General features: G+C 71.6%; 13 protein-coding genes. 8 read left to right on the top strand and 5 right to left on the bottom strand.

Annotated elements, in window-relative coordinates; translation table 11 throughout:
• Positions 1–10: 10 nt before the first annotated feature.
• The gene (locus JI742_RS12930) at positions 11–1099 is read right to left on the bottom strand and encodes a class I SAM-dependent methyltransferase (RefSeq protein ID WP_236677086.1); all 1089 of its coding nucleotides are present in this window, start codon (positions 1097–1099) and stop codon (positions 11–13) included.
• A gap of 227 nt (positions 1100–1326) precedes the next feature.
• On the opposite strand from JI742_RS12930, the gene JI742_RS12925 reads away from it, so the two are divergent.
• The 4 genes from JI742_RS12925 to JI742_RS12910 are packed head-to-tail and all read left to right on the top strand — an operon-like array spanning position 1327 to position 4589.
• Positions 1327–2223, top strand: coding sequence for an SDR family oxidoreductase (locus JI742_RS12925; RefSeq protein ID WP_201827511.1), 897 nt, complete (start codon positions 1327–1329; stop codon positions 2221–2223).
• Positions 2220–2666 carry a dihydroneopterin aldolase gene (locus tag JI742_RS12920; RefSeq protein WP_201827508.1) on the top strand — a complete coding sequence of 149 codons (447 nt, stop codon included), beginning with the start codon at positions 2220–2222 and terminating at the stop codon, positions 2664–2666. The genes JI742_RS12925 and JI742_RS12920 overlap by 4 nt, the downstream gene beginning before the upstream one ends.
• 49 nt (positions 2667–2715) lie before the next feature.
• Positions 2716–3762 (top strand): tRNA 2-thiocytidine(32) synthetase TtcA, encoded by a 1047-nt coding sequence (gene ttcA / locus JI742_RS12915; RefSeq protein WP_201827506.1) that lies wholly within the window; start codon positions 2716–2718, stop codon positions 3760–3762.
• Positions 3759–4589, top strand: a complete 831-nt coding sequence (locus JI742_RS12910; RefSeq protein WP_201827503.1) for a 2-keto-4-pentenoate hydratase — start codon at positions 3759–3761, stop codon at positions 4587–4589. Before ttcA ends, JI742_RS12910 begins: the two co-directional genes overlap by 4 nt.
• 19 nt (positions 4590–4608) lie before the next feature.
• Here the strand turns inward: JI742_RS12910 and JI742_RS12905 are convergent, their stop codons facing one another.
• Both JI742_RS12905 and JI742_RS12900 read right to left on the bottom strand, forming a co-directional pair.
• Positions 4609–5724 carry a YbdK family carboxylate-amine ligase gene (locus tag JI742_RS12905; protein WP_201827501.1) on the bottom strand — a complete coding sequence of 372 codons (1116 nt, stop codon included), beginning with the start codon at positions 5722–5724 and terminating at the stop codon, positions 4609–4611.
• 21 nt (positions 5725–5745) lie between these two features.
• Positions 5746–7284: a cation:proton antiporter gene (locus JI742_RS12900; protein WP_201827499.1), complete on the bottom strand. Its 1539-nt coding sequence runs from the start codon at positions 7282–7284 to the stop codon at positions 5746–5748.
• Positions 7285–7477: 193 nt separating this feature from the next.
• Between JI742_RS12900 and htpG the strand changes: the two genes are divergently transcribed.
• Complete coding sequence (gene htpG, locus JI742_RS12895; RefSeq protein ID WP_201827497.1) at positions 7478–9370, top strand: molecular chaperone HtpG; 1893 nt, start codon at positions 7478–7480, stop codon at positions 9368–9370.
• Positions 9371–9412: 42 nt separating this feature from the next.
• Here htpG and JI742_RS12890 read toward each other — a convergent pair whose 3' ends face one another.
• Positions 9413–10462: a serine/threonine protein kinase gene (locus tag JI742_RS12890; RefSeq protein WP_201827495.1), complete on the bottom strand. Its 1050-nt coding sequence runs from the start codon at positions 10460–10462 to the stop codon at positions 9413–9415.
• A gap of 33 nt (positions 10463–10495) precedes the next feature.
• Entirely contained in the window at positions 10496–11221 is a 726-nt protein-coding gene (locus JI742_RS12885) for a GNAT family N-acetyltransferase (protein WP_201827493.1), read from the bottom strand.
• A gap of 281 nt (positions 11222–11502) precedes the next feature.
• On the opposite strand from JI742_RS12885, the gene rplM reads away from it, so the two are divergent.
• The 3 genes from rplM (at position 11503) to erpA (ending at position 12865) form a co-directional block, all read left to right on the top strand.
• Positions 11503–11931, top strand: coding sequence for a 50S ribosomal protein L13 (gene rplM, locus JI742_RS12880; protein WP_201827491.1), 429 nt, complete (start codon positions 11503–11505; stop codon positions 11929–11931).
• Positions 11932–11940: 9 nt separating this feature from the next.
• Entirely contained in the window at positions 11941–12333 is a 393-nt protein-coding gene (gene rpsI, locus JI742_RS12875) for a 30S ribosomal protein S9 (RefSeq protein ID WP_201827489.1), read from the top strand.
• A gap of 148 nt (positions 12334–12481) precedes the next feature.
• Positions 12482–12865, top strand: coding sequence for an iron-sulfur cluster insertion protein ErpA (gene erpA, locus JI742_RS12870; protein WP_201827487.1), 384 nt, complete (start codon positions 12482–12484; stop codon positions 12863–12865).
• Positions 12866–12932: the final 67 nt, after the last annotated feature.

Here is a 12932-nt window from a genome sequence, read left to right as displayed (position 1 = left end):
AGGGTGGGTCTCAGAGTCGGTGGCTGCGGTCGCCGGTGCGGAAGCCGCGCGCGTCGAAGGCCGGCCCCGGCGGCGCCTTGACCAGGCCGATGACCTTGAACAGCTCGCCCATCTCATGCTCGTTGATCAGCCGGGCGGCGGCAGCGCGGGCGGCCAGGGCGGGCAGGTCGGCGCCCTGCGGCAGCAGATCCAGCAAGCCGCAGTTGATCAGGAAGCGCGCCTGGCTGGTGTAGCCCAGCACCTCGAAGCCGGCATCCTGCGCGGCCAGGGCGAGGGCGGTGAAGTCCACATGGGCGGTGATGTCCTTGTCACCCGGGGCGTCGAGCGGGTCCGGGTCGGCGCGGTGGGCGCGGTGGCACATCAGCGTGCCGGCATGGCGCTGCGGGTGGAAGAACTCGGCTTCGGGGAAGCCGTAGTCGATCAGGAAGGCCGCGCCGCGCTGCATGCGCTCGCCCAGGCTGGCGACCCAGGCGGTGGCTTGGCGGGCCAGCTCGACGGTGGCGCCGGGCGGGAAGCCGGGGTGGTCTTCCGGCAAGGGCGGGCGCAGCGCCGTCGGGCGGTCGGCCCAGGCGAAGGCGGGGGCAGCCTCCGGGCTGGCCGCCGGGGCCAGCGCCACGCCGCGTTCCAGCCACTGCGCGCCGTCCCAGTGCAGCAGGGCGACGGGCAGGGCGTCGATCAGCTCATTGGCCACCACCACGCCCTGCATGGCCGCGGGCAGGGCATCGGCCCAGGTCACGCGCCCGGCAAGGGCCGGCGCGCGCTCGGCCAGGGTGGTTTGCTGGCGCGCCCGCAGCGTGCCGGACACGTCGACGATGGTGTAGCGGCGCGGCGCCGTGCCCAGGGCGTGCAGGCCGTTCAGCAGGTCGGCGGCCAGGGCGCCGGAACCGGCGCCGAACTCCCAGACCTCGTCGACCCCGGTGGCGGCCAGGGCCTCGGCCACCTGGGCGGCCAGGGCGCGGCCGAAGTGCGGGCTCAGCTCGGGCGCGGTGACGAAGTCGCTGCCGTCGGCAGCGAGCGTGCCGAACTGGCGGTCGCCGCGGCTGTAGTAGCCCAGGCCGGGGGTGTAGAGCGCCCGGGCCATGTAGTCCTCGAAGCCCATCCAGCCGCCGGCGGCCTGCACGGCTTGGGCAATCTGCCGGCCCAGGGCGAGGCTGGCCGGGCTGGGCGGCGGTGGCGCGTCGGCGCCGGCCTGGGGGCGGGGCTTTGCCGGCGCGGCGGCCGCCTGCTCGGAGGGGCTCCGTACACTGCCGGGCGTTCGGGGCGGGGTCTGCATGGCGGCATTGTCGGCGGGCCGCCGGCCCCGCCTGTGCTGCCTTGCCGTCGACCATGCATCCCTTCGCCGCCACCCTCCACACCCAGCAGCTCGCCGCCGAGCGCCCGGTTGCCTTGATCACCGGCGGCGCCCGCCGCCTGGGCCGCAGCATCGCCCTGGCCCTGGCCCGCGCCGGGCACGACATCGCCCTGCACCACCGCGGCCCCGACCCGGCCGGCGCCGACGAGGCGCTGGCCGAGCTGCGCGCCCTCGGCGTGCGCGCCGAGGCCTTCATTGCCGAGCTGCACGATGAAGCCGCCACCGTGGCCCTGCTGCCGCGGGTGATCGACCGCCTGGGGCGCATCGACGTGGTCGTGCACAACGCCTCGCGCTTCCGCCACGACACGGTGGCCAGCTTCGGCTATGCCGAGCTGGAAGGCCATGCCCGCGTCAACACCGGCGCGGCCATCGTGCTGGCGCGCGGCCTGCACACCCACCTGCGCCAGCGCGCCGAACTGCTGCGCACGACCGAGCCGGCCGCGCCGCCGCCGCGCGGCTGCATGGTCCACCTGCTCGACCAGAAGCTCTGGAACCCCAACCCCGACCACCTCAGCTACACCCTCAGCAAGGCCGCACTGGAGGCCGCCACCACGGTGCTGGCCCAGGCCCTGGCGCCGGAGGTGCGCGTGGTTGGCGTGGCGCCGGGCGTCACCCTGCCCTCGGGCCCCATGACCCTGGGCGAGTTCGAGCAGGCTCACCGCATGACACCGCTGGGCCGATCCTCGGGCGCCGAGGACATCGCCGAGGCCGTGGTCTACCTGGCGCGCGCCCGCGCCGTGACCGGCACCACCCTGCTGGTCGACGGCGGCCAGCACCTGAGCGCCCAGCCGCGCGATGTGATCTTCCTCGTGCGCGGCGAGGCCAACCCCCACCCCCCCGCCACGCCCATGGGCGACGAGGTGGACGCATGAGCGCCGCAGGCAGCCCCCCGCCCATCCACTCCGGCAATGCGGCCGTGGCCAGCTGGGCGCGCGATCCGCGCCTGGCCGGCTGCCGCCGGCTCTTCCTCTGCGAGCATGTGCGCGCGGTCGAGATCGGCATCCACGACTTCGAGCAGCATGCGCCGCAGCGCCTGGTCTTCCATGTCGATCTCTTCGTGCCGCTGGCCGCCAGCACGCCGCAGGCCGACCGCATCGACGAGGTGGTCGACTACGATTTCATCCGCGCGGTGATCGCCGAGCGCATCGCCGCGGGCCGCATCGGCTTGCAGGAGACGCTCTGCGACGACATCGCCCGCCGCCTGCTGGCCCATCCGCAGGTGCGGGCGGTGGCCCTGTCCACCGCCAAGCCCGATGTCTATGCCGACAGCCGTGCCGTCGGCGTGGAGGTCATGCTGTTCAAGGACGCGGCCTGAGGCCTGGCCTCGCGCATCCCCCGTCTTCCCGTTCGACCCAGGACCGCCGATGAGCGCCGAACTTTCCCTGTCGCCCGAGGACACGGCCGCTGCCGCCGAGGCCGTGCTGCGCACCGCGGAGGGCCGCAAGCTGAATTTCGAGGCCAACAAGCTCAGCAAGCGCCTGCACCGCCTGGTCGGCCAGGCCATCGGCGACTTCAACATGATCGAGGCCGGCGACAAGGTCATGGTCTGCGTCTCGGGCGGCAAGGACAGCTATGCCCTGCTCGACATCCTGATCAACTTGCAGAAGCGCGCGCCGGTGGACTTCAGCCTGGTCGCCGTCAACCTGGACCAGAAGCAGCCCGGCTTCCCGGAGGATGTGCTGCCGGCCTACCTCCAGTCACGCGGCGTGGACTTCCACATCGAGGAGCAGGACACCTACAGCATCGTCAAGCGCCTGGTGCCCGAGGGCAAGACCCTGTGCAGCCTGTGCTCGCGGCTGCGGCGCGGCATCCTCTACCGCGTGGCCGACGAGTTGGGCGCCACCAAGATCGCGCTGGGCCACCACCGCGACGACATGCTGGCGACCTTCTTCCTCAACATGTTCTTCGGCGCCAAGCTCAAGGGCATGCCGCCCAAGCTGGTCAGCGACGATGGCCGGCATGTGGTGATCCGCCCGCTGGCCTATGTGCCCGAGCACGACCTGATCGCCTGGGCGCAGCACCGCGACTTCCCCATCATTCCCTGCACCCTCTGCGGCAGCCAGGAGAACCTGCAACGCAAGCAGGTGGGCTACATGCTGAAGGCGTGGGAGCGCGAGCATCCCGGCCGGCTGGAGAACATGGCCCGCGCGCTGGGCAACATCGTGCCCTCGCACTTGCAGGACCGCGCGCTCTACCCCTTCACCACGCTCCAGGCCACCGGCCTGCCCGATGCCGCCGGCGACAAGGCCTTCGACGAGGACGAGGAAGGCTGCGCCAGCCCCGCCGCGGCGGGCGAGCCGGCCCCGGTGCGGCTGCATGGGCTCGGCCATGCGCCGAAGCCCGAGGGCGCCGCCCCGGCCTGGACCGCCGCCGCGACCGCAGCCGACGCCGTCGACGGGCTCAGCGCATGAGCTTCGACCCCCGCGCCGCCGCCCGCAGCATCTGGGCCCACTGGCAAGCCGGCACCGTGCTGGACCACCTGCCCCCCGGCCAGCGCCCGAGCAGCCGGGCCGAGGGCTACGAAGCCCAGGCCCTGCTGCCCGAGGTCGCCGGCCGCGTGCCGCTGGGCTGGAAGCTCGCCGCCACCAGCATCGAGGGCCAGCGGCACATCAACGTCAGCGGCCCGCTGGCCGGCCGCTTGCTCGGCGGCCAGATCGGCCGCGATGGCGACACCTTCCCTCTGGCCGGCAACCGCATGCGCGTGGCCGAGCCCGAGTTCACCTTCCACATGGGCCGGGACCTGCCGCCCCGCGCCAGCGACTACACGGTCGACGAGGTGATGGCCGCCGTCGCCAGCCTGCATCCCTCGATCGAGCTGCCCGATTCGCGCTTTGCCGACTTCACCGTGGTCGGCGAGGCCCAGCTCCTGGCCGACAACGCCTGCGCCGGCCGCTATGCCCTGGGCGATGCCCCGGAGCCGGGTGCGGGCGCCGACTGGCGCAGCCTGGACCTGGCGGCCCACCGCGTGCGCGGCCAGGTCTTCCGCAAGGTCGATGGCGAGGAAACCTGCGTGATCGACCGCGAAGGCCAGGGCGCCAATGTGCTGGACGACCCGCGCCTGGCGCTGACCTGGCTGGTCAACGAGCTTTCGGCCCTGGGCCTGGGCCTGGGCCGGCGCAGCCTGGTGACCACCGGCACCTGCATGAAGCCGCTGGCCATCGCGCCGGGCGACCGGGTCGAGGTGGATTTCGGCGTGCTGGGCCGGGTCGGCCTGAAGCTCGCGCCCGAGGCTGGCTGAGTTCGCCGCGGGCCCGGCCTCAGGCCTGCATCCAGCGCTGCGCCGCGGCTTCCACCACGGCCGGCAGCGGCGAGCCGCTGGCATGCAGGGCGCGCAGGCGGTCGGCATCGTTGCCTTCGAAGAGGCTGTCGCGCAGCAGTTGCGTGGCCTCCAGGGCCTGCAGGTCGAGCGCATGCTCGTCCAGGCGCACGAGGGTGCGCAGGATGTCGTCGCGCAGGCGCATGCGCTGCTTGGTCTTGGGATCGACGAACTCGCCGCGCAGGCCGAAGCGGCAGGCCTGGAAGCGGTTGAAGGTATAGACGAGGTAGTCGTCCTCGGCCGGCTCCAGGGGCCGCTCCTCCAGCAACTGGCGGCAGATGCATTGCAGGTAGCAGGCGAGGGCGGCGGCCTTGTCGACCGTCAAGGGCGTGTCGCAGACGCGCAGCTCGATGGTGCCGAATTCGGGCTTGGGCCGCAGGTCCCAGTAGAAGTCCTTCATCGACTGGACGACGCCGGTGGCGGTCATCTTGTCGAAGTAGCTGCCGAACTCGTCCCAGCTCCGCACGAAGGGCGCGCGGCCCGAGAGCGGGAAGGCAAAGACGGAGTTCAGCCGCGCCGAGTCGAAGCCGGTGTCCACGCCCTGCACGAAGGGCGAGCTGGCCGACAGCGCGATGAAGTGCGGCACATACCGGCTCAGGGCATGGAGCAGCCACAGGGCCTGGTCGCCGTCGCGGCAGCCCACATGCACATGCTGGCCGAAGACGGTGAACTGCTGGGCCAGGTAGCCATAGAGATCCGACAGGTAGCGGTAGCGCTCGCTGGCGGTGATCTGCTGCTGGCTCCAGTGCTGGAAGGGATGGGTGCCGCCACCGGCGATGGCCACATTGAGCTTGCGCGCGGCGGCGCTGATCTGGCTGCGCAGGTCGCGCAGCTCGTCGCGCAGGCTTTCGTGGCGGGTCTGGATCGAGCTGCCGATCTCGATCATCGAGCGGGTGATCTCGGGCTTGATGTCCCAGGCGCCGGTGTGGCGGGCGGTCTCGCGCAGCAGGTCGTCGGCCTGGGCGACCAGGTCGAAGTCGTGGGTGGCGACGATCTGAAGTTCCAGCTCGACGCCCAGGGTCAGCGACTCGGAGGAGGTGAAGGCTTGCAGCGGCATCGGGGGCTCCGGTGGGGGCGCTCAGGCGCGGGTGGGCGGGCGCTCGGGCGCGCCGAGCAGCGGCCCCGCTGCAGCGGCCTGCGGAACGGCGGGCAGGGGGCCGGCCGCCCCGGGGCTGGCCGCCGGCGGCACGGCCGGGCTGGCCGGCGGCCCGGCGCGCGGGCCGGGGCTGCGGGCGGGCGGGCTGACCTCGCCCGCCACCTGGGCCAGGGCGAAGCGGCCCAGCACCGGCCCCAGCAACTGCATCAGCGTGGTGGCGATCATCAGCGCCTGCCACAGGGCCTGCTCGGCCTCGTCCCGGCCCAGGGTCCAGGCATAGCTGCCCAGGCCCAGCAGCAGGGCGGTGGGCGTCATCGATTGCAGGGCCAGGGCCAGGGCGCCGGCCTGGCGCCAGCCCAGGCCGCTGAGCCGGGCCGTGCCCAGCACGCCCAGGCTCAGGCCCAGGGCGCGGGCCAGCACGATGGCCAGCACCCAGGGCCAGACGGTGGCCAGCCCGTCCAGGGTCGACAGCAGGCCCAGGCTGACGAAGAGCAGCACGCCCAGCGCGGCCCCGGCGCTGCCGAGCTGGGGCGCAACGCTGAGCCGGTGGCCCATGCGCGCCCGCGCCGCCATGCCCAGCACCAGCAGGGTCAACATGGGCGAGAACTTCCAGCCGCCGGCCAGCAGGGCCGCCACCACCAGCATGGCCAGTTGCAGCACGGCATGGGTGCCGGCATCGCGCACCGGTCGGGTCAGGGCGTCCAGGGCCAGCGCCGCAGCCAGGCCCAACATCACGCTGCCGCTGAGCACCATGCCGGCCCGCAGCAGGGCCGGCAGCCAGCCGCTCTCGGCCGCCGTCGCGCCGGCCCCGCCCACCAGCGGCGGGGCCAGCACGGTCAGGGCCTGCACCGCCAGCACGGCCAGCACGCTGCTGAAGGCGCTGGCCATCAGCAGGCGCTCGGTCACCTGGCCGCGCGGCTGGCTGGCATGCAGCAGGGCCATGGCGATCAGCGGCGAGCTGCTCATGGCCACCGCCGCCACCAGGGCCGAGGCGCCCGCCGGTGCACCCAGGGCGACCAGGCTGAGGCCGACCAGGCCGCCCGCGGCCAGGGCGCTGGCGCCGATCTGCAGCGCGAGGCCGGGGTTGTCGATCAGCCAGCGCGGCCGCAGCCGGCTGCCCAGCTCGAAGAGCAGCACGCCCATGGCCAGGTCGATCAGCGGCTTCCAGGGGTCCAGATCGGCCGGCGCCATCAGGCGCAGGGCCGGCGGGCCGGCGAGCAGGCCGATGGCCATCCAGCCCAGCAGGCGCGGCAGCTTGAGCAGGCGTTGCACCAGATCGCCGGCCAGCACGGCGACGATGACCAGGCCGGCCAGGCCGAGCACCGGGTCCAGGTCGCGCAGGGTGTCCAGCGTCCAGCGGGCGGCTTCGGCGGGCACGGCCACGGCGGCATCCAGGCCGCCGGCCGCACTCGCCGGCCAGGCGCTGGCGGCGGCTTCAGCGGCCGGGGCCAGATCGGGCAGGCCGCTTGCCGATGCAGCGGCTTCGGGGGGCACGGCCAGGCGGTCGGTGGGCTGGGGCATGGCGTCTCCTTCTGTTCTTCTGGGGCGGCGAGCTTATGGGCTGAGCCGTCAGCGGGCCTGTGGTTCCCCGGCCTTGAAAGCCGGGTGGCCCGCCCCATCTACTTGGGTGTTACCCGGAAGCCCGTTCGCGGCGGCCCTGCCGGCCTGCGCCTACGGGCGGCTTTTCGATCTTCGCGACCCTGCCCCACGCCTCATGAGCAAGCACACCCATGCCTTCCAGGCCGAGGTCCAGCAGTTGCTGCACCTCGTGACCCATGCCTTGTACTCGAACAAGGAGATCTTCCTGCGCGAGCTGGTCTCCAACGCCTCCGACGCCTGCGACAAGCTGCGCTTCGAGGCCCTGGCCGACGACAGCAAGTGGGGCGAGGACCGCGAGCTGCGCATCCGTATCGCCTTCGATGCCGAGGCCCGCACGCTCACGATCAGCGACAACGGCATCGGCCTGAGCGCGGACGAAGCCATCGCCCACCTCGGCACCATCGCCAAGAGCGGCACCCGCGAGTTCATGGCCGCGCTCGATGCCGACAAGAAGAAGGACGCCAGCCTGATCGGCCAGTTCGGCGTGGGCTTCTATTCGGGCTTCATCGTCGCCGACCGCATCACGGTGGAATCGCGCCGGGCCGGCCTGCCGGCCGCGCAGGGCGTGCGCTGGAGCAGCGCGGGCACCGGCGATTTCGAGGTCGAGGCCATCGAGCGCGCGCCGCGCGGCACCGACGTGATCCTGCACCTGCGCGAGGATGCGGGCGAGTTCCTCTCGCGCTGGAAGCTGGCTGCCATCGTCGGCAAGTACTCCGACCACATCTCCCTGCCCATCCAGATGCGCAAGGAGATCTGGGATGCCGAGAAGGGCGCGCAGACCGTCGCCGACGAGTGGGAGACCGTCAACAAGGCCGCCGCCCTGTGGGCGCGACCCAAGGCCGAGCTGAGCGAAGCCGACTACCACGCCTTCTACGAGCAGCTCAGCCACGACAGCACGCCACCGCTGGCCCACACGCACAACCGCGTCGAGGGCCGCAGCGAGTACACGCAGTTGCTCTACATCCCGGCCAAGGCGCCCTACGACCTGTGGAACCGCGACAAGCGCGGCGGCGTGAAGCTCTATGTGAAGCGCGTCTTCATCATGGACGATGCCGAGGCGCTGATGCCGGTCTACCTGCGCTTCGTCAAGGGCGTGATCGATTCCAACGACCTGCCGCTCAATGTCAGTCGCGAGCTGCTGCAGGAAAGCCGCGACGTGAAGGCCATCCGCGAGGGCTCGACCAAGCGCGTGCTGTCGATGCTGGAGGCGCTGGCCACCAGCGAGGATGCGGCCGAGCGCGCCAAGTACGCGGCCTTCTGGAAGGACTTCGGCGCGGTGCTCAAGGAGGGCATCGGCGAGGACTACGCCAACCAGGAACGCCTGGCCAAGCTGCTGCGCTTTGCCTCGACCCAGGCCGAGGAGGGCGTGTCCCTGGCCGACTACGTGGCCCGCATGAAGGAAGGCCAGGAGGCCATCTATGTGCTGACCGCCGACAGCCTGGCGGCGGCCCAGGGCAGCCCGCAGCTCGAAGTCTTCCGCAAGAAGGGCATCGAGGTGCTGCTGCTGACCGATCGCGTCGACGAGTGGCTGCTCAGCCACCTGCACGAATTCGAAGGCAAGCCGCTGCAGAGCGTCGCCAAGGGCGCGGTCGATCTGGGCAAGCTGGCCGACGAGGCCGAGAAGCAGCAGGCCGAGGCCGCCGCCGAGGCCGCCCGGCCGCTGGTCGAGCAGCTCAAGGCCGCGCTGACCGAGCGGGCCAAGGATGTGCGCGTGACCACCCGCCTGGTCGAGTCGCCGGCCTGCCTGGTCAGCGAGGAAGGCGACATGAGCGGCCACCTGGCCCGCCTGCTCAAGCAGGCCGGCCAGGACGCGCCGCCCTTTCGCCCGGTGCTGGAGGTCAATCCCGAGCATGCGCTGCTGAAGAAGCTCGACACCCTGCGCGAGGACGGCACCCGCTTCGGCGACCTGGCCCAGATCCTCTTCGACCAGGCCTGGCTGGCCGAGGGCGGCCAGCTTGAGGACCCAGCCGCCTATGTGCGTCGTGTGAACGCGCTGCTCAGCGCCTGAGGCGGCGGCACGCGGCCGGCCGCCGGGCCGGGCGTGTGCCGCTCAGCGGCCCTCGTCGAGCCGCTCGATCTGTTCCTGCAACTGCACCGTCTGCTGCGCCCAGTAGCTCGGGCTGTCGAACCAGGGGAAGGCGGCGGGGAAGGCCGGGTCGGCCCAGCGCTGGGCCAGCCAGGCGCTGTGGTGGATGAGGCGCAGGCTGCGGAGTGGTTCGATCAGGCGCCGCTCGGCCGGGTCGAAGTCGCAGAAGGCCTCATAGCCTTCCAGCAGGGCGGCCAGGGCCTGGCGGCTGCCGGCTTCGTCGCCGGGCAGCAGCATCCACAGATCCTGCACGGCTGGGGCGGTGCCGCAATCGTCAAGGTCGACGAAGTGCGGGCCGCCGGCCTCCGTCCACAGCAGGTTGCCGGGGTGGCAGTCGCCGTGGGCGCGCAGCCAGCGCAAGCCGGGCTGGGCGGCGAAGCGCTCGCGCACGCGGTCGAGCAGGGCATCGACCGTGTCGCGCCAGCGGCCGGCCAGGTCCAGCGGCAGGTGCGGGCTGGCCAGCACGGTCGCGCGGGCTTGTTCGCCGAGCCGGGCCAGGTCCAGCCGCGGCCGGTGCGCGAAGGGCTGGCGCCGGCCGACGGCATGCATGCGGCCCAGGCAGTGGCCGATGCGCAGCAGCACCTCGGGGTCGTCCAGCTCGGGCGTGCGGCCGCCGGCGCGCGGGCTGACGGCCCAGCGCAGCGCGCCGCGCCGGGCCAGGGTCGCAGGGCGGCCCAGGTGTTCGAGCGGCGGCGCTTCGTCGCGCAGCCTTGCGCCGTCCACCGGCTGCAGCACCAGCGGCGCGATCACTGGCACCTCCGCCGCGGCCAGTTCGGCTGCGAAGCTGTGCTCTTCCAGGATCTGCGCCTCGGTCCAGCGGCCCGGGCGGTAGAACTTCAGCACGACGAAGCCGCCGTCCTCCAGCCCCGCCTGGACGACGCGGTTCTCGTAGCTGTTGAGTTGCAGCAGGCGGCCGTCGCCGAACAGGCCGAGGTCTTCCAGCCGGTCGAGGATGCGGTGCGGCGTCAGCTCCGCATAGGGGGCCTCGGGGGCGGGGTGTGCGTCAGCGGCCATCGGGGGATGGTCGCATGCGGGCGGGCCGCGGCCTCACTGCTGTGCGCTGCCGCCGCCCTCGCGCCGCAGGTGCTCGCGCACTTCGCCGACGACCTCGATCAGCTCGCCCACGCGCTGGGCCTGTTGCTTGAGGTGGTAGTCGAAGGCGGCCGCATGCGTCTCGACCAGTTCCTCGAAGCGGCTGGCCAGGGTGTCGGGCGGCAGGCGCAGCCAGGCTTCGGATTCGTTGCCCTCGCGCTCCAGGATGGCGCCTGCCTTGCGGGCGATGTGCAGCATCACGCGGTTGTCGCTGAGGGCATGGATGTAGAGGGTCGCGATGCCGCGGTTGCGGGCATGCATGACGGCATGGTCGAAGAGCCGCTCCCCGTAGCCGCGGCCGCGCACCCGGGGCAGCACCGAGACGCCGAACTCGGCCATCGCCAGCCGGCCGATGCGTTCCGCCTCGGGTGCATAGGCTAGGTGGGCGGTTGCGATGAGTTGCAGGCGGCGGTTGACGATGCCGAAGACCTCGTCGCGGCCGAAATCCATGGCCTCGACCTGATGCAGGATCTGCGCATCCGACAGGGCCTGGCCAAAGCGCAGGTAGCGGTCGTCGGCATCCAGGGCCAGCAGATGCGTGGCGAGCGCCTTGCGGTCCTGTGCCGTCAGCGAGCGGATCGGCACCCAGCGCCGCAGCGCGCCGGTGCGCTGCGCGGGGGGCAGGGGGCTGGGCTCGCGCAGCAGCACGGGATCGGTCGGGATCGCTCGCTCGGGGTTCATGGCCCATACTAAGGGTAAACCCGAAACCGCACCGTCAACGCAGCCACTTGGCTTGGTCTCGATGAGATCGCAGAGGTGCAGCGCTTTCCGGCTACACTCGCAGGCTTCCTGTTTTTTGGCTGCAGGAAGACGTGTCCGCGGTTCTGGGGCCTGCGCAAAGGAGCGCGGCGCCTTCGGGTCAAGGCCACGCGGCGCCTAAGAGGCCCCCCGCCGCATCCGCGGCACCACAAGGGGCACCGACCGCGCCGGATTCCAGCCCAGTTTCCACTCTTGGATTCGTCATGAAGACCTTCAGCGCCAAACCGGCTGATGTGACGCACGAGTGGTTTGTGATTGATGCCACCGATAAGGTGCTCGGACGAGTGGCCAGCGAAGTCGCTCTCCGTCTGCGTGGCAAGCACAAGCCCATCTACACGCCTCACGTCGATACCGGCGATTTCATCGTCATCGTCAACGCCGACAAGCTCCGGGTCACCGGCAACAAGGCCAACGACAAGATCTACTACCGTCACTCGGGCTTCCCCGGCGGCATCTACGCCACGAAGTTCAAGGACATGCAGGCCAAGCATCCGGGCCGCGCACTCGAAAAGGCCGTCAAGGGCATGCTGCCCAAGGGCCCGCTCGGTTACGCGATGGTCAAGAAGCTGAAGGTGTATGCCGGTGCCTCGCACCCGCACACCGCCCAGCAGCCCAAGACGCTTGAGATCTAAGGAGCGGCGATGATCGGCAATTGGAATTACGGCACCGGCCGTCGCAAGTCTTCGGTGGCGCGGGTCTTCATCAAGAAGGGCACCGGCCAGATCACGGTCAATGGCAAGCCGGTCGAGCAGTACTTCGGCCGCCAGACCTCGATCATGATCGTCAAGCAGCCCCTGCTGCTGACGAACAACGGCGAAGCCTTCGACATCAAGGTCAATGTCCACGGCGGCGGCGAATCTGGCCAGGCAGGCGCTGTGCGTCACGGCCTGACCCGCGCCCTGATCGACTACGACTCGGCCCTCAAGCCCGAACTGAGCCGCGCGGGCTTCGTCACCCGCGACGCCCGCGAAGTCGAGCGGAAGAAGGTCGGTCTGCACGGCGCCCGTCGCGCCAAGCAGTTCAGCAAGCGCTGATCCCGGCCGATGGGTGGAGGACCTGGCCCGGCCAAGTCCTCATGCCCGTCCCCACGACAAGCCGCCCCCGGGCGGCTTGTCTGTTTCCGGGTCCACAATACGCCTCACCGCGGCTTGGACCGCAACCCGCTTCCCGAGGAGGAATCCCATGAGCGCCCTGGCCGAAACCAGCACCAGCCCCAGCATCCTGCCCAGCGCCCCGCCGGCGCCGATCGTCTTCACCGACAGCGCGGCCGACAAGGTCAAGCAACTCGTCGACGAGGAGGGCAACCCCGAGCTGAAGCTGCGCGTCTTCGTGCAAGGCGGCGGCTGCTCGGGCTTCCAGTACGGCTTCACCTTCGACGAGATCGTCAACGAGGACGACACCTCGATGGAGAAGAACGGCGTCACCCTGCTGATCGACGCCATGAGCCTGCAGTACTTGGCCGGCGCCGAGATCGACTACAAGGACGACCTGGAAGGCGCGCAGTTCGTGATCAAGAACCCGAACGCCACCACCACCTGCGGTTGCGGCTCGTCCTTCTCGGTCTGAGCCTTCCGCCGACCGGCCGGGCCGCTGCGCGGATCCGGCCCGTCCGACAAGCGCCCCGGGCTTCGGC

This window comes from Piscinibacter lacus, from assembly GCF_016735685.1.
GTDB classification, from domain to species: domain Bacteria; phylum Pseudomonadota; class Gammaproteobacteria; order Burkholderiales; family Burkholderiaceae_C; genus Aquariibacter; species Aquariibacter lacus.
The sequence above is the reverse complement of the archived record's forward strand: the minus strand, read 5'-3'. Positions and strand labels throughout refer to the sequence as shown.

Excerpts from the sequence above, each read along its gene's own strand:
- JI742_RS12930 (WP_236677086.1), bottom strand. The coding sequence starts at position 1,099 with ATGGGCTTCGAGGACTACATGGCCCGGGCGCTCTACACCCCCGGCCTG.
- JI742_RS12925 (WP_201827511.1), top strand. The coding sequence starts at position 1,327 with ATGCATCCCTTCGCCGCCACCCTCCACACCCAGCAGCTCGCCGCCGAG.
- JI742_RS12920 (WP_201827508.1), top strand. The coding sequence starts at position 2,220 with ATGAGCGCCGCAGGCAGCCCCCCGCCCATCCACTCCGGCAATGCGGCC.
- ttcA (WP_201827506.1), top strand. The coding sequence starts at position 2,716 with ATGAGCGCCGAACTTTCCCTGTCGCCCGAGGACACGGCCGCTGCCGCC.
- JI742_RS12910 (WP_201827503.1), top strand. The coding sequence starts at position 3,759 with ATGAGCTTCGACCCCCGCGCCGCCGCCCGCAGCATCTGGGCCCACTGG.
- JI742_RS12905 (WP_201827501.1), bottom strand. The coding sequence starts at position 5,724 with ATGCCGCTGCAAGCCTTCACCTCCTCCGAGTCGCTGACCCTGGGCGTC.
- JI742_RS12900 (WP_201827499.1), bottom strand. The coding sequence starts at position 7,284 with ATGCCCCAGCCCACCGACCGCCTGGCCGTGCCCCCCGAAGCCGCTGCA.
- htpG (WP_201827497.1), top strand. The coding sequence starts at position 7,478 with ATGAGCAAGCACACCCATGCCTTCCAGGCCGAGGTCCAGCAGTTGCTG.
- JI742_RS12890 (WP_201827495.1), bottom strand. The coding sequence starts at position 10,462 with ATGGCCGCTGACGCACACCCCGCCCCCGAGGCCCCCTATGCGGAGCTG.
- JI742_RS12885 (WP_201827493.1), bottom strand. The coding sequence starts at position 11,221 with ATGAACCCCGAGCGAGCGATCCCGACCGATCCCGTGCTGCTGCGCGAG.
- rplM (WP_201827491.1), top strand. The coding sequence starts at position 11,503 with ATGAAGACCTTCAGCGCCAAACCGGCTGATGTGACGCACGAGTGGTTT.
- rpsI (WP_201827489.1), top strand. The coding sequence starts at position 11,941 with ATGATCGGCAATTGGAATTACGGCACCGGCCGTCGCAAGTCTTCGGTG.
- erpA (WP_201827487.1), top strand. The coding sequence starts at position 12,482 with ATGAGCGCCCTGGCCGAAACCAGCACCAGCCCCAGCATCCTGCCCAGC.